Below are 18,916 nucleotides of genomic sequence, written 5' to 3' on the forward strand. Positions count from 1 at the left end.
AGGATGTCCTCCCGGGCCCTTCGCCCTGTCCGTGCGGTGCGTGGAGCCGGCGGGGCCCGTCGGGCCGGTGGGGTCAGATCTTGGTCGCGGCGAAGGCCGCCGCCGCGTCGGCGTTCGCGCGGTAGCCGAGGTGGGCGCCCACGTCGCCGCCGCCGTTCTCGCAGACCGGGTCACCGGCCGCGCAGAAGTCGACGGTGCGGCTCTGGTAGACGCCGGTGACGCTCTTGCCGATCGCACGGATCGGGTTGCCGAACAGCAGCACCGCGGAGACCCGCGGTTCCAGCGCCGCCGGAATGGTGGCCACGATGGGACTGCCGACCACCGCGCCGGCGCTGCTGATACCGATGGAGTTGTCGACGACGTTCGCGCCCTGCGAATAACCGACGAGAACGAAACGCTGGTTCGGGCAGGAGGCGGCCTGGCTCCGGACATGGTTCACCAGATCCGCGTTGCCCTGCGCGGCCGACGTGGGCGAAAGGTCGGCGGGATAGTTCACCTTGTGGCTGGACAGTGACTTGCCCGCGATTTTCTTCTGCAGCGCCGCGTACACGGGGTCGCCGACGATGAAGCCGAGCGTGCCCGGCTCGAAGGTGCCGCGAGCCGAGACGACGTCGATGTCCGTGCAGGCGGCGGCCGTGGCGGTGGGGGTCGCGACGGCGGCCAGACCGGCCCCGCCGACGAGCGAGACGGCGGCGAGGTACAGGCGGATACGCATGGGGATCCTTTGAGGGTCGGGCGCGGGGAAGCGCCTGTGGAAAAGGACGTCCCGAAGGTATGTGCCTGGCCGGTCGCGGTGTTATGGACGGGAATTCAGTATTCACCTCCTTTTTTGTGCCGAATTGAGTCTCCCGAAAAGGACAGCCGGAGATGGGCGGCCCGAAAGGGGCGGCCATAAATCGGGCAGCCGGAAACGGGCCGGCGAAGAGGGGGCCGGCCCCGGTGAGACGGTTTGCTTATGCGGGGGACGGGTCGTCGTCCCGCAGTGCCTCCGCCCGCAGGGCGAGGATGAGGTCCAGACGGGTGGCCGGGTCGTGCAGGGCGTCGCCGAACAGCTTCTCCAGCTGCCGCAGGCGATAGCGGACCGTCTGCGGGTGGACATGGAGGCGGGCGGCGACGTCGGGCACGTTGCTGCCGCCCAGGAGCCACGCCAGCAGCGTCTCGGCGAGCCGGCCGCGCGGCCCCTCCGCGACCGTGTCCAGCGGGGCCAGCACCTGTGACCGGAGCCGGGCGAGCATCGGTTCGTCGCTGTGCAGCAGCAGGGTCGACAGATGGTCGGCGCAGCGCACCACGCCCTGCCGGGGCAGGACGCCGCGCCCCATCAGCCCGAGCGCGCGCGTGGCCCACCGCAGGGACCGGGCGGCCTCCGTGAGCGGAACCGACGGGCCGATCGCCGCCGGCCGCCCCCGCAGCGCGAGCGTGAACGCCCGGCCGCCGAAGCCGCCCGAACCGTCCGGGTCGGGCACGAGCATCCGGGGCGGCCGGGACTCCATGTCCACCAGCGCCCCGGCGGCCGCCAACGGCCGCTCCTCCCGCTGGTCGGGCGAGGCCGCGAGGACGACGACCGCGACCTGCGCCGGCACCGACCAGCGGGCGCCGTGCGCCAGGTCGCGCACCGCCTCCGGCGACACCGGCCCCTCGCCCAGCAGCAGGGCGAGCAGCCGCCCCCGGCGCCGCTCCAGTTCGTCCGTGCGGCGCAGCTGCCCCTCCGCGTACCCCGCCGCCGCGGCCTCGGCCACCTCGTGCACCGTCCGGAACGCCAGTTCGCCCAGTCCGGCCATGACCGAGGAGTCCAGCCCGAGTTCCTCGGTCGTGCGGCCCAGCCGCCGCCAGGCGTGCAGCCCTCCGACCCGCAGCGCGGACTGCAGCGTTTCGAGGCTGTGGCCCAGCAGCGCCTCGCCGCGCCCCAACTCGTGGTAGATCGCGGCGATCGAGTCCCCCCGGGCGCGCGGATCGGCGATGTGGTCGACGAACAGGGTGAGCGCCTGCACGACCCCCGACCTGAGGAGCGCGCGGCTCGCCTCGTCGGCCACCCGGGAGGCGTACTCCGGGACCTGCCGGCACACCTCCTCCTCCACCTCGTCGGCGACGGACTCCAGTTCGTCGCGCAGCAGCCTGGCCAGTTCGGGCGGCACAGGGGTGGCGCCGGGACCGTTCGGTACGCCGTACGGCGGAGTGGGGGAAGCCACGGCGGACCCTCCTTTCACCCGGAAGCGGCTCACCCGCGGGCCGTTGCCCGTGGGGCGAGCGGCAAGTCCCGAGTAGGACGCACGCCCCCCGCGCTCCGTTCCGTGCCCCGACGGCACCGGCCTCACGCCGGCACTCCCAGCGCACCGGCGAGCATCGGCCACGAGGCGCCGAACTCCCGCTTCCAGTAGGCCCAGCCGTGTCCGCCGCCGCTGTAGAAGTGCGTGGTGACCGGCACGCGGAGCAGGGCGAGCGCGTCCGTGAAGGCGTGGGCGGACGGCCAGAGCAGACTCTCCAGCGCCTCCGGGAGCCAGTCGCCGAGGCCGCCGACCACTCCGCTGCCGCTCGACACGTACAGGGCGGTGCCGCGCAGTCCCGCCGCCCGGGAACGCGGGTTGAAGTCACGCCAGGTGAGAAGGTCGAGGATCGGGTTGCCCCACAGCGACCGGGGGGCCAGGTTCTCGCGGCCGACGATGGCGTCCATGAGGCTCGGCACCCCGGGTGCCATGGTGTCCAGGATGCCGCTGTACGAGGCCGCCGCCGCGTACGTCCCCGGGTGCCGCGCCGCGTGCGCCATCGCGCCGTAGCCGCCGGTGGACACCCCGGCGACCACCCGCACGCCGGAGGCGCGGTAGTCGCGGGCGAGCAGCGCCGGGACCTCGGACACCTGGAACGTCTCGTAGTCCGGGCCGTCGCGCCAGGCGGTCGGTATACCGGTGGGCCCCGCGTCCGGCATCGCCACGATCAGTTCCCGGCCCGCCGTGAACGCCTCGATGTCCGTCTCCCGGGTCCACGACGTGTGGTCGTCGTGGGCACCGTGGAGCAGATACAGCACGGGGTAGGTCCGCGCGGGCCGCGCGTCGAAGGAGGAGGGGAGGATCAGCCGGACCGGGGCGTTCCGGCCGAGGGCGGCGGAGGGGAGGGAGAGGTCGAGGGTCCGGGCGCCGAGGCGGGTGACGGACCGGACGCCGGGTACCGGCGTGGTCCGGGCGCGGGGTGCGGTCCCGGGGGTGGCCGCGGCGGCGGTCCTCGCGGTGCTCGTCCCGACGAGGGCGGCCAGGGCGGTGGCGGCGGCCGCTCCGGTGACGGAGCGCCGGGACGACCCGGTGCTGCCGTTGCGTCGGCCGGTGCGGGGGCTGTGGTTCACGGGGTCGGTCATGGCGGCTCTCCTCGGATCGGTTCAGCGGGTCTCCCCGGCGAGCCGCCGCCGCAGATGGGCGGCGATCTCGTCGACGTTCGGCGGGTCGAGCAGCGAGAGATGGTGGCCCGCGACCCGGACGACGGTCAGGCGCGGGCACACCTCGTCCCACCCGAGCGCCTCGTCCTCCCGCTCGTACGCGGGGTCGCGCACGGTGTGCGGGGCGGGCTCGGTGGCCCGGTAGAGCACGACCTGCCCGTCGTACCGGCCCGGCCGGTGCGCCTCGCCGATCCGCAGGTCCAGATAGGAGGCCCGCTGGTGGTCGAGGACCGCCGACGGGACGTCGGCCGCCTCCCGCAGCGCCCTCAGCACGGCATCGATGCGCTCGGCGTCGTCCTCGGTCGCGGCCAGTTCGTCGTACGGCAGGTCCAGCGCGACCCCGTACGTGTCGGCGACGTGGCGCGCGAAACCGGTGAAGTGCGCGCGGATCCGTTCGGCCTCGGTGCCCTCGGGGCGGGGGAGCGGCCGTACGGAGTCGAGGAGCACCACCAGCCGCACGTCACGCCCCGCGACCGTCAGCAGGCGTGCCGCCTCCTGGGCGACGAAGCCGCCGAACGACCAGCCGCCCAGCAGGCAGGGCCCGTCGGGACGCGCGGCGGCCACCGCGTCGGCGTACCGGCGTGCCTTCTCGGCGACCGTACGGGCCTCGTCGGCCCGCTCCAGCCCGTACACGGGCCGTTCCCCGCCGAGCCGTTCCACGAGCGACCGGTACACGTCGGTGGTGCCGCCCGCCGCGTGGACGAGGAAGAGCGGGGAGTGCGGGCCCGAGGCGTGCAGGGGGCGGAGCAGCGGGTGGGCGCCGGGGAGTCCGGTGAGCGGGGTGTCCTCGGTGGCCGTCGCTCCGGCCGGCAGCGCGCGCTGGATGCGGGCCGCCGTGGCCTCGACGGTGCCGGCGCCCAGGAGGTCGCGCAGGGGGAGCGGGATCCCGAACTCGCGTTCCAGGGCGGCGCGGATACGGACGGCCATCAGGGAGTCCAGGCCCAGTTCGGTGAGTGCGGTGGCCGGGGTGACGCGGGCCGGCGGGTGTCCGGTGACGGCGGCGATGTGGTGGCGGAGCCGGTCGGAGACCGAGGCGTGGTCCGCCGTCCGGCCTTCCTCCGGCCGCGCCGCCAGGTGACCCCGGGCGGCGGCCCCGGCGTCCATGGCCCCGGCGGTGGACGGCTCCGGTGCCGCACCGCCCGCCGTCCGGTCCGTCCACCAGTGCCGGGTGTGCCGCCAGCGGGGTCCGGGCAGGTCGATGACGCGGCCCGGGGGCAGGGGGAGCCGCAGCCCGGCGGTGTGCAGGACGCCCACCTGGGTGAGGAAGTCCGCGGCGGAGTCGGCGTCGCGGTGGAGGGTGCCGAGGGCGAGGGTCTCGGGCGCGGTGTCCGTGATGGCCCGGGTCAGGACCGGGTGGGGCGAGAGTTCGACGAACGCGGTGTGGCCGTCGGCGGCGGCTGCGGCGACCGCCCGGGCCAGGCGCACCGGTCTGCGCAGATTGGCGGCCCAGTGCGCCGCGTCGAACACGCCGTGGCCGCGCGGGTCGTCCAGCACGGTGGAGTACACGGGGACGTGGGCGGGTCCGCCGCTCACGTCCGCCAGCTCCGCCGTCAGCTCCGGCAGCAGCGGCTCCACCTGCGGCGAGTGACCCGCCCCGACCACCCGCATCGCCCGCGCGGCCCGCCCCTCGGCCTCCAGTCGGCGCACCAGCCGGGCCACCTGCTCCTCCCGGCCGGTGACGACCTTCTGGCCGGGCGAGGAGTGCACGGCGACATGAACATCCGGGAAGTCCCGTGCCAGGACGTCGAGTTCGTCGTCGGCGAGGTCCACCACCGCCATGGCCCCGCCCCGCAGCCCGCCGAGCAGCCGGGCCCGTACGGCGACCACACGAGCCCCGTCCGCCACCTCCAGCGCGCCCGCGCACACCGCTGCGGCCACCTCGCCCAGGGAGTGCCCGATGACGGCGGCGGGCTCGGCGCCGTGCGCCCGCCACAGCTCCGCGAGCGCCAACTGCAGCCCGAAGAGCACGGGTTGGGCGATCTCCAGGCGGTCGAGGCCGCCGCCGGTGGCGAGGTGGTCGTAGAGGGAGAACCCGCACTCGGGGGCCAGTTGCGCGTCCAGCTTCTCCACGGCCGCGGCGAAGGCCGGTTCCTCGGCGAGGAGCCGGCGCCCCATGCCGGGCCACTGACTGCCGTACCCGGAGAACACCCACACCGGGCCGGGCCCGAGGCGGTCCGCGTCGCCCACGACGACCCGCGCGTGCGGCCGTCCGCCGGCCAACGCGCGCAATCCGTCCGCCAGTTCGGCCGGAGCACCGGCCACCACCGCGGCCCGCATCCTTCCCCGCCCCGTACGTCCGGCGAGGGTGCGGGCCACGTCGGCCGGGTGCGCGGCGCGCCCCTCGGGCGTGTCCAGCCAGTCGGCCAGCCGGGCGGCGGTGTCGCGGACCCGGGCGGGACCGGCGTCGGAGAGGAGGTGCAGGCGGGCGGCGGTCTCCGGTGCCGGGGGCGCGAGAGCGGTGTCGGGCGGCCACTCCTCCAGCACCGCGTGGGCGTTGGTGCCGCCGAACCCGAACCCGGAGACCCCGGCCGTGGCCGTGCCGCCGTACCGGGGCCACGGCTCGGCCTCCGTCACTACGCGCAGCGGTGCGCCGTCCTCCAGGGAGCTGCCCTGGGCGCAGTGCAGCGAGGGCGGGATGAGGTCGTGGTGGAGCGCGAGCACCGTCTTCACCAGACCGGCGACGCCCGCGGCGGACTCCAGGTGGCCCAGGTTGCCCTTGACGGAGCCGAGCAGCAGGGGCTGGTCGGGGTCACGGCCGCGGCCGAGGACGGCACTGAGCGCGCCCGCCTCGATCGGGTCGCCGAGCGGGGTGCCGGTGCCGTGGGCCTCGACGTGGTCGATGTGCGCGGGGGAGAGGCCGGCCCGTGCGCAGGCGGTGGTCAGCAGGGCCCGCTGGGCGGCCGGGTTGGGGGCGAGGAGGCCGCCCGAACGGCCGTCGGAGTTGACGGCGGTGGCCCGCACGACGGCGAGGATCCGGTCGCCGTCCCGTTCGGCGTCGCAGAGCCGTTTCAGCAGCACGGCCGCGCACCCCTCGCCCCGGCCGATCCCGTCGGCGGCGGCCGAGAACGGCTTGCACCGCCCGTCGGGCGCGAGGGCGCCCGCCCGCCGGAACGCGACCGTGACGGCCGGGGAGAGCACCAGGTTGACCCCGGCGGCGATCGCGAGGTCGCTCTCGCCCGTGCGCAGGCTGACACAGGCGTGGTGCACGGCCACCAGCGACGACGAACAGGCGGTGTCGACGGCCATGCTCGGCCCGCGCGTGTCCAGGACGTACGCCAGCCGGCCCGCCGTCACGCTCAGCGCCCCGCCGGCCGGTGCCCAGGGGTCGACGGCGGCCGGATCGGCGCCGGTGAGCTGCCCGTAGTCGGACGCGGAGACCCCGACGAAGACACCGGTGGCGCTGCCCGCGAGGGACGCGGCCGGGACGGCGGCATGATCGAGCGTCTCGTGGACGACCTCCAGCAGGATCCGCTGCTGCGGGTCCATGACCGCGGCCTCGCGCGGGGTGATCCGGAAGAAGTCCGCGTCGAACCCGGCGATGTCGTCCAGGTAGCCGCCGAAGGGGAGCGCGTCGGCGGGCGGGTACGGCGTGAAGTCCCGCCAGCGGTCCTCCGGGACTCGCCGGATCGCGTCGACGCCGTCGAGCAGCGCCCGCCAGTACTCCGCCGGCCCGCGCACACCCCCGGGCAGCCGGCAGCCGACCCCGACCACCGCGACCGGTTCGCCGGGCGGCACGGGCGCCCCCGGGGGCGGGGCCGGAGCGGGGGCGGGGTCCGTCCGCGTACCGCACAGCAGCGCCACCAGCGCGTCCCCGGTGGTCGCCTCCCACAGCAGCGTCGCCGGCAGCTCCCGGCCCGTCGCCCGCGACAGCTCCCCGGCGAGGGCGACCGCCTCCCGCGAGGACATGCCGAGATCCGCGAGCGGCCGGTCCATCGGCACGTCCGCGGCGGCCGTGCCGCCCCAGAGGGCCACCCGCTCGGCGATCAGCCGCCGCAGCCCGCCCGCCGCGCCGTCCCCGACGGCCCTCATCCCGCGACCCCCGCCGCGTAGGCGCCGGCCAGATAGCGCTCGCGGGTCAGCGTCCGCGAGACCTTCCCGCTGGACGTCCGGGGCACCGTCCCCGGCGGGACGAGGACGACGTCGGCGAGCCGCAGCCCGTGCCGGGCGGAGACGGCCGCGCGCACGGTCCGTACGAGAGCCGGTACGTCGAGGTCGGCGACCGGCACACCGCGCGCGTGCTCCGCGACCACGACCACCCGCTCCCCGGAGCCGCCCGGCACCCCGAACGCGGCGAGCCGGTCCCGCCGTACGGCCGGATGCGTCTCCTGGGCCGTGGCCTCCACGTCCTGCGGGTAGTGGTTGCGTCCGTCGACGACGATGAGGTCCTTCAGCCGCCCGGTGACGAGCAACTGCCCCTCCAGCACCGCCCCCAGGTCACCGGTCCGCAGCCACGCGCCCGGCTCCGCCGTGACCTCGGCCGGTTCGGCGCCGAAGACGCGCCGCGTCAGCCCCTCCTGACCCCGGTACCCCCGCCCCACGTTGGGCCCGCGCACCCAGATCTCGCCGACCTCGCCGTCCGCCGTCGCGGCCCGCGACACCGGGTCCGTGACGCGTATCCGCTGGCCCGCCGGCGCGCCGCAGCCGGCCAGCAGCACCGCCCTCGGATCGTCGGGCCGCGCGGGCAGGGCCTTGCCCGCCGCCAGGGCGTCCCGGTCGAGCGCGAACGCGCGCACCGGGTCCCCGGGCCGGGCGGCGCTGACGAAGACGGTCGCCTCCGCCAGCCCGTACGACGGACAGTGCGTCCCCGCGGCGAGCCCCTGCGCGGCGAACGCGGCGTGGAAGCGGTCCGCCGTGCCGGGGCGCACCGGCTCGCTGCCGTTGATCAGCGCGTGGACCCCGCCCAGCCGCAGCCCGGCCTTCTGCGCCTCGGTGACCGTCGAGGCGCAGTAGTCGTAGGCGAAGTTGGGCGCCGCGCTCAGCGCGCGCGGATGCGCGGCCAGCAGCCGCAGCCAGCGCGCGGGCTCGTGCAGGAACGCCACGGGATCCATGAGCACCGACGGCAGCCCGCGCACCACCGGAGCCGCGACACTCAGCACCAGGCCCATGTCGTGGTAGAGCGGCAGCCAGCCCACGAACGTCACCGGATGCGCGTCGGCACCGTAGGCGGCCAGCGCCTGGCGGGCGTTGGCGACGACATTGCCGTGGGTGATCTCCACGCCGGCCGGGGTGCGGGTCGAGCCGGAGGTGTACTGGAGGTAGGCGAGGGCGTCGGCGTCGGGCACCGGGGCCCGCGCTGCGCCGGCCGCGGCGTCGGGGACCCGGTCGACGGCGACGACCTTCGACGCCCGTCCCGCGCAGGCCGCGCGCACCTCGGCGAGGGCGTGGCCCGTCGTGACGACGACCGCCGGGGACGCGTCCGCCAGGACCGCCGACAGCCGGTCGCCCTGGCCGGGCAGACCGGGCGGGTGCAGCGGTACGGCGACCAGTCCGGCGGCGAGCGCCCCGAGGAAGCCGGTGACGTACTCCGTGCCCTGCGGGCACAGCACCGCGACCCGCGCCCCGGGCCCGGCCTCCGCCGCGAGCCGGGCGGCCACGGCCCGCATCCGCAGATCCAGCCTGCGCCAGGTCAGGGTGCGGTGGACGCCCCGCGAACGCGGAGCCGGATGGTCGACGAAGGTGAACGCCCGGCGGTCGGGGATGGTCTCGGCCCAGTGCCGCACGTACTCCGGCAGACTGCGGAACACGGGCGCGAGCGGGGGGCGTCGGCTGTCCATCGGGCATGGCTCCTCACGTCGCGGGGACGGCTTGCGGACGGTTCACGGGGACGGGGCACGGGCGGCGTCGCGGGTGCCCGCCGGCGGCGCGGCGCGCCGGGTCGAGGGCCCGCTCAGAGCGGGATGTTGCCGTGCCGGCGCTCCGGCACGGGGGCGCGCTTGCCCCGCAGGGCGCGCAGGGCCCGGCAGATGTGGGCGCGGGTGTCGCGCGGGGCGATGACCGCGTCGACGTACCCGCGCTCGGCGGCCAGGTACGGGGTCCCGTAGGTGCTCTCGTACGCGGTGACGAGGCGGGCGCGCAGGGCCTCGGGGTCGGCCGCGGCGGCGAGTTCGCGGCGGTGCAGGACACCCACCGCGCCCTCGGCGCCCATGACGGCGATCCGGGCGGTGGGCCAGGCCAGGTTGATGTCGGCGCCGAGATGCTTGGACCCCATCACCGCGTAGCCGCCGCCGTACGCCTTGCGCACCACCACCGTGACCTTGGGGACGGTCGCCTCGGCGTACGCGTACAGGAGTTTCGCGCCGCGGCGGATGATGCCGGCCTGTTCCTGGCGGACGCCGGAGAGATAACCGGGGACGTCGGCGAAGGTCAGCAGCGGGATGCCGAAGGCGTCGCAGAACCTGACGAACCGGGCGGCCTTCTCGGAGGCGTCGATGTCGAGGACACCGGCCGCGTGCAGGGGCTGGTTGGCGACGATGCCGACCGTGGCACCCTCGACCAGGGCCAGCGCGCAGATGATGTTCGGCGCGAACAGCTCGTGGATCTCCAGGAGTTCACCGTCGTCGACGACCGCGCGCAGGACTTCCCGCATGTCGTAGACCTCGGTGAGCCGGTCCGGCACCACCGCGTCCAGCCCGAGACCGGCGGGCGCGGCCCCCGGCGTGTACTGCGGGGGCCGCTCCGCGTTGTTGCCGGGCAGGTACGACAGCAGGTCCCGCACGGTGTCGAGGGCGTCCACCTCGTCGGCCGCGAGGAAGTGGGCGTTGCCGTTGACGGTGTTGCTGGTGCGGGCGCCCCCCAGTTCCTCGGCGCCGGTGCGTTCGCCGGTGACCGTCTCGATGACGTCGGGCCCGGTGACGAACATGTGCGAGCTGCCGTCCACCATCACGGTGAAGTCGGTGATGGCGGGCGAGTACGCGGCCCCGCCGGCGCACGGGCCGAGGACGACCGAGATCTGCGGGATCACGCCGGACGCCCGCACGTTGCGGCGCACCAGCTCGGCGTAGAGGGCGAGCGAGGTGACGCCCTCCTGGATCCGGGCGCCGCCGCCGTCGTTGAGTCCGACGACGGGGCAGCCCGTCTTCAGGGCGAGGTCCATCAGCGCGATGGTCTTCTCGCCGAACGCCTCGCCCATGCTGCCGCCGAACACCGCGGAGTCCTGGGCGAAGACACAGACGGGCCTGCCGTCGATCGTGCCGTGCCCGGTGACCACGCCGTCGCCGTACGGCCGCGGGCCGGCGCCCTCGGCGGGGCGGGCCCGCACGAACTGGCCCGTCTCCGTGAACGAACCGGTGTCCAGCAGCAGATCGACGCGCTCCCGGGCGCCGTACTCCCCGCGTCTCCTCGCCCCCGCCGGTGCGACCGCCCGGATGCGGCGGCCCTCCAGGTCGGCGATGCGGTCGGCGGTCCGGTCGACCGTACGGCCGGCGACCGGGTCGGCGTTCCGGCCGCCGGCCCGCTCCAGCGCCCGCCTGTCCCGGGACGTCGTCACCTCTAGCGTCACAGCCACCTCCGAAGTGGCTTCCGAATATGGCAGCGGAGGCGGGCCGGACCGGGTCCCTCACCGTTCTGTGTGCGGGAGATGAGTCAAGAGAGGCCGTTGTTCGTCCGTGGGTGACAAGGGAAGCGGGTTCCGCCGGCGGCGCGGACGTCCGGCGGCCCGCCCGGTCAGGACTCCTTGCCGCGTCCGGTCAGCGCGTCGCGCATCCGGTCGACGAGGCCGAGGCCCGGTGCGAGGATCGTGTTGGCCGGAGGCTTGGTGGGGGCCGACGGGTGGGGGCGGGTCGGCGCCGGCTTCTTGGCCCGGCGGACCTTGTCGCCGAGGTCGTTCAGCACCTCGGCCGAACACGACTTCGCCGGCTGCGGGAAGAGATTGCTCTCCTCGTCCCGGACGTGGTGCCTGATCTCGGCCGTCAACCGGGCGATCAGCCGGTCGAACTCCGGGTCGTCGGCGGCACACCGCTCCAGGTCCTTCATGGTGCGCTCGGCCGCCGTGTGATCCGCCGGCTCCCGGTCGGCGACCGCGTCACCGTTGCGCACGTGCCGGCGTACCGCCGGATAGAGATACGCCTCCTCCGCCACGGAGTGACGTACCAGCTCGATGGTGACGAGATCGGCGTACTCCTTGCGCCGCGAGTCGCCGGAGGGCAATTCCTCGATCTTGCCGAAGAGTTCCTCCACCTCCCGGTGGTCGGTCTTCAGTTCCTCGACGACATCTCCACCGTGTGCCATGTCCGTCGCTCCTCACCCGCACGCCCCGGCCGGCCGTACCGGACCGGATCTCTGTGGAGGTCAGTGAAACCCTCGCGGCCCCGAATACGTCGTATTGACGACCCGGTGAGTCAGTGCGCCGGGGAGATGTGGCCCAGGACACGCCCGTTCCGTGGCCTGCGCCATTTCCCGCCCGATGGCGCACGACTACGTTGTGCCACGCGTTCCCCAGCTCCCACGGACGGCCCAGAGTGCTCGCAGACCTCTCCCCGCTCATAGCGGCGACCACCCAATGGCTGACGCGTGCCTACCCGGCCGGCGGCGGCGCCCTGGACGGCGCCCTCTGCGAGGCCCAGGCCCGCCAGGCCGTCACCGTGGCCGCGTGGCTGCGCTACCCCACGCCGACGGACGCCGCGCTGGTCGGGATGGCCGGACCGGGCGGCACCGCCCGGCTCGACTGGATCACCGGCTTCGACGAACACCTCACCCCGGACGAGTACGCCTGGCGGACCTGGGTCGACGAGGTCGTCGCCAGTTGGGCGGCCTGTCTGCTCGCCGACCCCGGCCTGGCCCACACCGCCGTGGCCGCCCTCGGCGGCTCCCCCCACACCACCGGCTCACCCGCCGCCTTCCGCCGCCTCCTCACCCCCGACGAACTCGACCGACGGGCCGCCGCGCTGCTGCGCCACCCCGACCTCCTCGCCCCCGTGGCGACGCTGCACCGGGCCGACCTGGTCCACACGTTGAGGCCAGGGCGGGCCCTGACGGCCTGAGCCCGCGCGGCACACCACCGGCCTCCCGCTACCAGCGCAGCGGCAGCCCCGCGAGATGGCCGTCCAGCAGTCCGGAGACGATCCGGTGGTCGTTCAGCGAGGGATGCCAGTCGCAGCCCAGATGATCGAGGCCGGGATCGTCGTAGTACCAGTGGCTGATCCGGCGGTCCCCCCGACGGCGGCGCTCCTCGACGATCCGCCGGGTGGCCTCCTCGAAGACGGTCGTGTTCCAGATGCGGGCGGCGGCGACCACCAGGAACGTGCGGCGCCCGTAGCGGGTACGCAGCTTGTCGAGGAACCCGTGATAGGCGCTCTCGTAGGCGGCCACCAGGTCGGCCGTCGTACTCCAGCGCTCCCCGGGATGCAGGGGTGTCGAGAAGTCGTTGATCCCGAGTCCGATCACGACGACCCGCGGACGCCAGCTCTCCGGCTTCCGCCAGACATCACCCTCGACGTTCAGCAGGGCCCGGTCGTAGTAGGTGCGGAAATCGGTCCCCGGTTCACCGCCGTTGTAATTGCGGACCATTCCCCGGCCGGAGAAGGCGTTGATCTGGACATCGGCGTCGAGTTTCCGGGCCGTCAGCGCGCCGAACGACAGATCGGCGTTGCTGTTCCGGTTGACGCCACCGTTTCCGGAGCAGTCCTGGGTGGTGGACATGTTTCCGTAACCGGCGGTGTACGAATCGCCGATGAATTCGATCTGTCGCTCGCGCGCCCGCGGCCTCGGGAGAATCGCGCCGTCGGCGGCCGCGACGAATCCGCCGAAGCGGCCGGCCGCCCACGGACTCTCCGTCCGCTTCACGACCCGCACGCGGTGCCGGGTGTCGGCCAGGCCGTCGATCCAGGAGACGGCCCGGCCCGGGGTGACGAGGGTGGCCACCGTCTCCCCGTCCACCTGGACGTCGTAGTCGTTGTCGGCGTCGTCGAGGACCACACCGACGCCGGTCCCGCGGAACCTTCCCTCGAAGGAGATGCCGGGCCAGCTGTACCGCACGGACCCGTCCGCGGCCCTCTCCACCCGGCCGACGGTGTGGAACCGGGCCGCCGAGGCCCCTGTCCCGGCGGTGCGTACGGCGGCTGATGCGGGGGACACGACGGTGGCGGCGAGGCCGGCGGCGCCGGCCGCCACCAGGGTCCGCCGGGACAGGTGGCGAGGTGTGCGCATGGTCGTCCCTTCGACGCAGCGGTGGGGGTGCGTGGGGGCGTGCAGCGTGGGAGCGCTCCCGCGAGGGTGCGCTATCGAAGGTGACCGTCACACCCGTCGCCGTCAACCCCTCGCGACGGCATCCGCACCGTGCGGTGCGTGGGTCATGCGCTGCCGCAGCCGCTGCCGCAGCCGCAGCGGCAGCGGCAGTGGCAGTGGCAGTGGCAGCGGCAACGGCTGTCGGGCGTGGGTTCTTTCAGTGTCCTCGGCGGTGGCGGGCGGCCGTGAGTGCGTGGTGCAGCCGGTCGGGGGTCCAGTTCTCGCTGACGGCCTGCCAGAGCACGTCGGCCTGGGACGCCGGGGCGAGGCCGCCGAGGGGCGGGTCGAGGTCCAGGTCGGTGGGGAAGGGGTAGCCCTCCGCGGTGGCGGCGACGACGCGGCGCAGCCAGTCCTCGGTGGCGCCCTCGGATCGCCGGCGCGCCAGGACGGGGAAGACGGCCTCGGCCATCGCGTCCCGGTCCACGGTCTCCATGGCGCGACCGAAGGCCGACGAGATCTGGAGCAGGTTGGCCATGCGGCGGACGTCCGACGAGCGGTTGTGCCCGGCGGCGTGGAACAGCGCGGGGTTGAAGAACGCCGCGTCCCCCTTGTCGAGCGGGAGTTGGACGTGATGGGCGTCGAAGTACTCGACGAACTCCGGCAGTCGCCAGGCGAGGTAGCCCTGCTCGTACTTCTGGGAGTGCGGCAGGTAGAGCGTGGGCCCGGACTCGACGGGCATGTCGCAGTGGGCGACCGCGCCTTGGAGGGTGAGGACGGGGGAGAGGCGGTGGACGTGCGCGGGATAGGCGGCCGCCTGCCGCTGGGACAGGAACCCGAGGTGGTAGTCGCGGTGCGGACTCTGGGCGGCGCCGCCCGGGTTGACCACGTTGACCTGTGAGGTGATCTGGTAGGCGGGGCCGAGCCAGGCTTCGGCGACCAGGGCCAGCATGTCGTTGGCGTAGTAGTCGGCGAAGACGTCCGGCGCGCGCACGGCCATCTTGTCCAGCGCGCGCCAGACGCGGTCGTTGGCGCCGGGCTTCGCGAAGTGGTCACCCCGCGCGGTGCCCGCGTCGCGCTCCTCCTCGATCAGGTCCTGGAAGACGGCGGAGGCCCGGTCCACGACGGCCGGATCCGTGAACGCGCCCTTGAACACCACGATTCCGGGGCCGTCCATCAGGGTCCGGGCCAGCTCGGCCTGGACGTCCCCACGTCCCTCGTGCGTGGCGGTGAGGGCGCGGAGCCGGGCGCTGTCGTAGAGCGGCACCTCGTGCTCGACCCGGTCGGCCGAGGGATGCTCGGCGGGGTCGGTGCGCTGCTCGACGAGCGTGCGGAACGCGCCGAGATCACAGTCCGCCCCGGTCGGCCGGACCCGGTGCGCCGCGGCGTCGGAGAGCATCGAGGTTCCTTTCGCAGCCTGGTGTCCCTGCCAGTCTGCGGAGCCGCACCCCGTCGTTCAATGCGCGGAAACCCATCAAAAACCCCTCACGGAGCGCGGGCGGGCGGAGCGGCGAGGGCCGCGTGGGCAGTGACGCGTACCGCCCGTGACCCTCCTGGCGTCCGTGTCGTCCCGCGTCCCTCCACGGCGTGCGACGTACCGTGGCCGCGCTGATGACGGTCGACCCGATGGTGGCGCGATGTGCTGGAGTGCGACGGCCGATCTCGTGGCCGGTACCGGGGTCGCGGCCGTCGGGGCGGCCTGTGTGGCGCTGGTGCGCGAGGTGCGGGACCTGCCGCTCGCCGCGCTGCCGTTGCTGCTGGGGGCGCACCAGATCGTGGAGGCGGTGGTCTGGTCCTCGGGCGGGGGAGGCGGGGCGGCCACCGTCGCCTGGGCCGTCATCGCGCTTCCGTTGCTGGCCGTCTGGGTGCCCGCCGGCGTGTGGTGCGCGGCCCCGCCCTCCGCCCGCAACCGGCTCGCCCTGCTCCTCGCCATCGGTGTCGTGACCGCCGCGCCGCTCGCCCACGGCCTCGTCGAGGGGCCGGTGACGGCCGAGATCCGCGGCCACACCATCGGCTACACGGTCGCCCTCTCCCACCCGGTTCTCCTGGTCGCGGGCTACCTCCTGGCGACGGTGGGCTCGCTGCTCCTCTCCGGCGACCGGTGGCTCACGGCCCTGGGCATCGTGGCCGCCGTCGGCGCCGTGGCCTGCTGGACGCTGTGGCGGCTGGAGTTCGTCTCCACGTGGTGCGCCTTCGCCGCCCTGTGCTCGGTGCTGCTCCTCGCCTGGGTGCGCTCCCGCCCCAGGCCGTCCTCAGCGCCGTCCTCGCCGCCGTCCCGGCGTCCGCCCGCGGGGCGCGGGGAGCGTGCGCGAGGGGATTGACCGGTGTCGGCCGCGCGGTGCGGTGTGGCACCTCCGGGCCGGGGAGGCGAACCGCGCGGTGCCCTCCGGACTGCGGCCATGCCCCCTCCGAGGCGATGCGTCAGAGCACGGCGAGGCGGTCCACCAGCAGTTCCGCCCTCCGCCCGGACTCCTCCGGCGGCAGCCGTCCCGCCCGGGTCAGGGTCGCCAGGCCGTGCAGGGACGCCCAGAACACCTCGGTGAACAGCCCCGGGTGGACACCCTCTCCGGCGACCTCCCCCAGGCTTTCCAGCAGAGCGGCGAAGCCGTCCTTCAGCGGCTCCGGGGTGTCCTCCTGTGCGAAGGCCAGACCGCCGTCGAGCCGGAACATCGCGTCGTAGACCGCCGGGTTGCGCTCGGCGAAGTCGAGGTAGGCGCGGGCGAGGGCGGCGACCCGGGCGCGAGGCCCGTCCGCCGCGGAGGACGCCGCCCGCAGCGCCACGGCCATCTCGGTGGCGCCCTGGAGGGCGACGGCGCCGATGATCTCGCGTTTGCCGCGGAAGTGGCTGTAGAGGACGGGCTGGCTGTATTCGATGCGCTCGGCGAGCCGGCGGGTGGTGACCGCGTCCCAGCCCTGCCGCTCGGCGAGTTCGCGGGCCGTCGTCACGATGAGACGTTCTCGGTCCGCCCGTTCGCGTTCCCTGCGTTCCTGTACCGACATGACTCGATCCTAGCATCGCTAGACAATCGAGCGGCAGTAGGTCTAGCGTTGCCACAAAGCCTGTCAATGCTAGGAAACCGGAGGGGGCGTCATGCTCCAAGCTCTGCAGGTCTTCACCACCGTGTCCGTCGGCGTGTTGGTGGGGGTGGAGTTCTCGGTCGCCTTCGTCATGAACCGGATCTTCGACGCCCTGCCGGAGGACGGCGGACAGCTCGGCCGCGCCCACGGGGGCCGGATGCTCGGCGCGGTGATGCCGGTCTGGTACGTCTCCTCGCTCGTCCTCGTCGGGGTCTGGGCCGTGGCCGACCGGCAGCACCGCGGCACCGGCCTCGTCGTCACCGCGGGCGCGCTGCTGCTGCTCAGCGTCATCATGTCGGTCCTGCTGCTCGTCCCGATCAACGACCGGAGCAAGACCTGGACCCCCGACAACCGGCCCGCCGACTGGAAGCAGCAGGCGAACCGCTGGGACCGCCTCCACTACGTCCGTGTCGGCGTCATAGGCGCCGCGCTCACCGCGCTGGTCGCCGCCCTGGTCTGAAGCGGCCCCGCCCTCCCCGCCCTCGCCGCCCCGAAGATCCCGTGGGGAGACCCCGTTCGGTCATGCGGAGGGAAAATCTGCGCGGATCCGCCGACGGCCCGCACGGAGCGGCGGGATAGAAAGGGACCATGACTGAACGCGAGGGCCCTGCAGGTGGTGTGGACGACGTCGACGAGGTGACGCGAGCGGTGCTCACCGCGTCGCGGCTGCTGGTCGCGATCTCCGCGCGGTCGCTCGCCGCCGTCGAGGAGCGGGTGACCCTGCCGCAGTTCCGGATGCTGGTGGTGCTGTCCCTGCGGGGCGCCACGAAACTCGTCGTCCTCGCCGACCAGCTCCAGGTCGCCCCGTCCACCGCCATGCGCATGGTCGACCGGCTGATCGCGGCCGGACTCGCCGACCGCCGGACCAACCCCGACAACCGTCGCGAGACCCTGCTGCAGCTCACCGACGAAGGGCGACGCGCCGTCGAGGACGTCATGGCCCGCCGGCGCACCGAACTCGCCACGGTCGTCGAGCGCCTCGCCCCGGCCCAACGGGAGGCGCTCGTCGCCGCGTTGACCGCGTTCAACACCGCGGGCGGGGAGCCCGCGGCGCCCGCGGCGGACGACTCGGAGCCGTACCCGCTCGGCTGGGTCGACACCTGGGTGGGCCGGGGCGCCTGAGCGCTCCGGCCCAGCCGCGCCCCGCCCCCGCGGGAGGGTGCCTCACCCCGCCGTACCCCCGCCCGAGGAGTCGGCCGTCGGTCCGTCCGTGGGGGTGGCCGTCGGCGCGGACGTCCGTACGTTCAGATCCGGACGGGGGGTCAGGACGACCATCGGGGCGCCCGGCTGGGGCACGGGCGGCGTGACCTGATCCTGCGGGAGCTTCGGCGGGTTGGTCTGCTGGTAGTTCACCTGGTCGTGGTTGACCAGGCCGGTCTTCTCCAGCACGGTGATGTGGTCGAGCACGGTGTCGTTGGCCAGGTCGGCCAGTTGGCGCACCATCGTGTTCCTGGTGCCGGCGCGGATCTTGGCGATGGCCGGGAAGATCTGGCCGTGCGTGACGCGCATGATGGTGACGGCGGTGGAGTCGAACTCCTTGCCGGTGGCCGCGTCCGCGGTCGCCACGAACTGCTGCTGTTGCGGGCTGGCCTGGTTGTTGAGGGTGATGCCCAGCTCGGGCGCGATCTTGCGGCACAGCGCGTCGAGCCCCGCGTGTCCGACGACGAGATGCGCACCCGCCTCCTTCATCTCCGCGGTCGTACCGCGCTGCATGGCCATCTCGCCGAGGGGGTACTCCCACAGCCCGGCGGAGCGCACCTTGATGACGAAGTCCCGGTCGGCCTCCGTGAGAGGCCCGTACTGCGTGTTGGCGATGATCCTGTCCGGGGTGGCGGTCGTCTTCTCCACGCCCACCAGGGCGGGGTAGGCGAGCGCGGCGACGGTCATCAGCAGACCGCCGCTCACGAAGATCGTGCCGATGCTCCTGGTGCGACGCATGGAAGGGGTACCTCCTGGCAGCGGGACTGGGTCACCGAGGGGTACGGGCGGGGGCGGCGAATGAATCATTGCTCTAGGTAAAATTTGCAGTGTGCTCGAATGGGGGAGTGGCGGAGAGGTCCGGCGCCGGGGGCGCGGAGTGGTGCCGGGCGACTCGCGGGTTGCCCCCCGGTGGCCGCTTGGAGCCGTCGGGAGGGCCGGTGGCTGATGGCCGGTGGCCGAAGGCGGCGGCGTGACCGTGCGGACGGCCGCCGGCCGCCTGCGGAGGCGCTTGTCCACCGGCTCCCGTCCACCGGCTCCCGGCCGCCGACGCCCGTGCCG

Annotated in this window: 15 protein-coding genes; 4 read left to right on the forward strand and 11 right to left on the reverse strand. The window is 74.4% G+C overall.

Features of this window, described 5'->3' with window-relative positions:
• Positions 1 to 73: 73 nt before the first annotated feature.
• The 7 genes from PYR72_RS40570 to PYR72_RS40600 all read right to left on the reverse strand — a co-directional run bounded on the left by PYR72_RS40570 (position 74) and on the right by PYR72_RS40600 (position 11,647).
• On the reverse strand, positions 74 to 715 hold the full coding sequence (locus PYR72_RS40570; RefSeq protein WP_275459908.1) for a cutinase family protein: 642 nt from the start codon (positions 713 to 715) through the stop codon (positions 74 to 76).
• Positions 716 to 953: 238 nt separating this feature from the next.
• Positions 954 to 2,186 (reverse strand): PucR family transcriptional regulator, encoded by a 1,233-nt coding sequence (locus tag PYR72_RS40575; protein ID WP_275459909.1) that lies wholly within the window; start codon positions 2,184 to 2,186, stop codon positions 954 to 956.
• A gap of 122 nt (positions 2,187 to 2,308) precedes the next feature.
• Entirely contained in the window at positions 2,309 to 3,343 is a 1,035-nt protein-coding gene (locus PYR72_RS40580; RefSeq protein ID WP_275459910.1) for an alpha/beta hydrolase family protein, read from the reverse strand.
• A 21-nt stretch (positions 3,344 to 3,364) separates the two neighbouring features.
• Positions 3,365 to 7,450 (reverse strand): type I polyketide synthase, encoded by a 4,086-nt coding sequence (locus PYR72_RS40585; RefSeq protein WP_275459911.1) that lies wholly within the window; start codon positions 7,448 to 7,450, stop codon positions 3,365 to 3,367.
• A complete protein-coding gene (locus PYR72_RS40590; protein ID WP_275459912.1) occupies positions 7,447 to 9,195 on the reverse strand; it encodes a fatty acyl-AMP ligase in 1,749 nt (582 codons plus the stop codon). Before PYR72_RS40590 ends, PYR72_RS40585 begins: the two co-directional genes overlap by 4 nt.
• Before the next feature lie 113 nt (positions 9,196 to 9,308).
• Positions 9,309 to 10,880 (reverse strand): acyl-CoA carboxylase subunit beta, encoded by a 1,572-nt coding sequence (locus PYR72_RS40595; RefSeq protein ID WP_275460646.1) that lies wholly within the window; start codon positions 10,878 to 10,880, stop codon positions 9,309 to 9,311.
• Positions 10,881 to 11,083: 203 nt separating this feature from the next.
• A complete protein-coding gene (locus PYR72_RS40600) occupies positions 11,084 to 11,647 on the reverse strand; it encodes a hemerythrin domain-containing protein (RefSeq protein WP_275459913.1) in 564 nt (187 codons plus the stop codon).
• Positions 11,648 to 11,877: 230 nt separating this feature from the next.
• On the opposite strand from PYR72_RS40600, the gene PYR72_RS40605 reads away from it, so the two are divergent.
• The gene (locus PYR72_RS40605; protein ID WP_275459914.1) at positions 11,878 to 12,399 is read left to right on the forward strand and encodes a hypothetical protein; all 522 of its coding nucleotides are present in this window, start codon (positions 11,878 to 11,880) and stop codon (positions 12,397 to 12,399) included.
• A gap of 28 nt (positions 12,400 to 12,427) precedes the next feature.
• Here PYR72_RS40605 and PYR72_RS40610 read toward each other — a convergent pair whose 3' ends face one another.
• Both PYR72_RS40610 and PYR72_RS40615 read right to left on the reverse strand, forming a co-directional pair.
• Positions 12,428 to 13,564: an SGNH/GDSL hydrolase family protein gene (locus PYR72_RS40610; protein ID WP_275459915.1), complete on the reverse strand. Its 1,137-nt coding sequence runs from the start codon at positions 13,562 to 13,564 to the stop codon at positions 12,428 to 12,430.
• Positions 13,565 to 13,799: 235 nt separating this feature from the next.
• Positions 13,800 to 14,978 carry a phytanoyl-CoA dioxygenase family protein gene (locus tag PYR72_RS40615; protein ID WP_275459916.1) on the reverse strand — a complete coding sequence of 393 codons (1,179 nt, stop codon included), beginning with the start codon at positions 14,976 to 14,978 and terminating at the stop codon, positions 13,800 to 13,802.
• 238 nt (positions 14,979 to 15,216) lie between these two features.
• On the opposite strand from PYR72_RS40615, the gene PYR72_RS40620 reads away from it, so the two are divergent.
• Entirely contained in the window at positions 15,217 to 15,900 is a 684-nt protein-coding gene (locus PYR72_RS40620; protein ID WP_275459917.1) for a DUF6629 family protein, read from the forward strand.
• Positions 15,901 to 16,000: 100 nt separating this feature from the next.
• On the opposite strand, the gene PYR72_RS40625 is transcribed toward PYR72_RS40620, so the two are convergent.
• A complete protein-coding gene (locus tag PYR72_RS40625) occupies positions 16,001 to 16,579 on the reverse strand; it encodes a TetR/AcrR family transcriptional regulator (RefSeq protein WP_275459918.1) in 579 nt (192 codons plus the stop codon).
• Between the two features lie 91 nt (positions 16,580 to 16,670).
• Between PYR72_RS40625 and PYR72_RS40630 the strand changes: the two genes are divergently transcribed.
• The gene (locus tag PYR72_RS40630) at positions 16,671 to 17,117 is read left to right on the forward strand and encodes a DUF1772 domain-containing protein (RefSeq protein WP_275459919.1); all 447 of its coding nucleotides are present in this window, start codon (positions 16,671 to 16,673) and stop codon (positions 17,115 to 17,117) included.
• A gap of 128 nt (positions 17,118 to 17,245) precedes the next feature.
• Complete coding sequence (locus PYR72_RS40635) at positions 17,246 to 17,779, forward strand: MarR family transcriptional regulator (RefSeq protein ID WP_275459920.1); 534 nt, start codon at positions 17,246 to 17,248, stop codon at positions 17,777 to 17,779.
• A gap of 42 nt (positions 17,780 to 17,821) precedes the next feature.
• On the opposite strand, the gene PYR72_RS40640 is transcribed toward PYR72_RS40635, so the two are convergent.
• Entirely contained in the window at positions 17,822 to 18,595 is a 774-nt protein-coding gene (locus PYR72_RS40640; protein ID WP_275459921.1) for a DUF4142 domain-containing protein, read from the reverse strand.
• Positions 18,596 to 18,916 lie beyond the last annotated feature (321 nt).

Origin of the sequence: Streptomyces sp. VNUA24 (genome assembly GCF_029167005.1) — a bacterium.
In the GTDB taxonomy this organism is placed as follows: Bacteria; Actinomycetota; Actinomycetes; order Streptomycetales; family Streptomycetaceae; genus Streptomyces; species Streptomyces scabiei.

Coding starts and splice junctions, on each gene's coding strand:
- PYR72_RS40570 (WP_275459908.1), bottom strand. CDS start 715: ATGCGTATCCGCCTGTACCTCGCCGCCGTCTCGCTCGTCGGCGGGGCC.
- PYR72_RS40580 (WP_275459910.1), bottom strand. CDS start 3,343: ATGACCGACCCCGTGAACCACAGCCCCCGCACCGGCCGACGCAACGGC.
- PYR72_RS40585 (WP_275459911.1), bottom strand. CDS start 7,450: ATGAGGGCCGTCGGGGACGGCGCGGCGGGCGGGCTGCGGCGGCTGATC.
- PYR72_RS40590 (WP_275459912.1), bottom strand. CDS start 9,195: ATGGACAGCCGACGCCCCCCGCTCGCGCCCGTGTTCCGCAGTCTGCCG.
- PYR72_RS40600 (WP_275459913.1), bottom strand. CDS start 11,647: ATGGCACACGGTGGAGATGTCGTCGAGGAACTGAAGACCGACCACCGG.
- PYR72_RS40610 (WP_275459915.1), bottom strand. CDS start 13,564: ATGCGCACACCTCGCCACCTGTCCCGGCGGACCCTGGTGGCGGCCGGC.
- PYR72_RS40615 (WP_275459916.1), bottom strand. CDS start 14,978: ATGCTCTCCGACGCCGCGGCGCACCGGGTCCGGCCGACCGGGGCGGAC.
- PYR72_RS40620 (WP_275459917.1), top strand. CDS start 15,217: ATGTGCTGGAGTGCGACGGCCGATCTCGTGGCCGGTACCGGGGTCGCG.
- PYR72_RS40625 (WP_275459918.1), bottom strand. CDS start 16,579: ATGTCGGTACAGGAACGCAGGGAACGCGAACGGGCGGACCGAGAACGT.
- PYR72_RS40630 (WP_275459919.1), top strand. CDS start 16,671: ATGCTCCAAGCTCTGCAGGTCTTCACCACCGTGTCCGTCGGCGTGTTG.
- PYR72_RS40635 (WP_275459920.1), top strand. CDS start 17,246: ATGACTGAACGCGAGGGCCCTGCAGGTGGTGTGGACGACGTCGACGAG.
- PYR72_RS40640 (WP_275459921.1), bottom strand. CDS start 18,595: ATGCGTCGCACCAGGAGCATCGGCACGATCTTCGTGAGCGGCGGTCTG.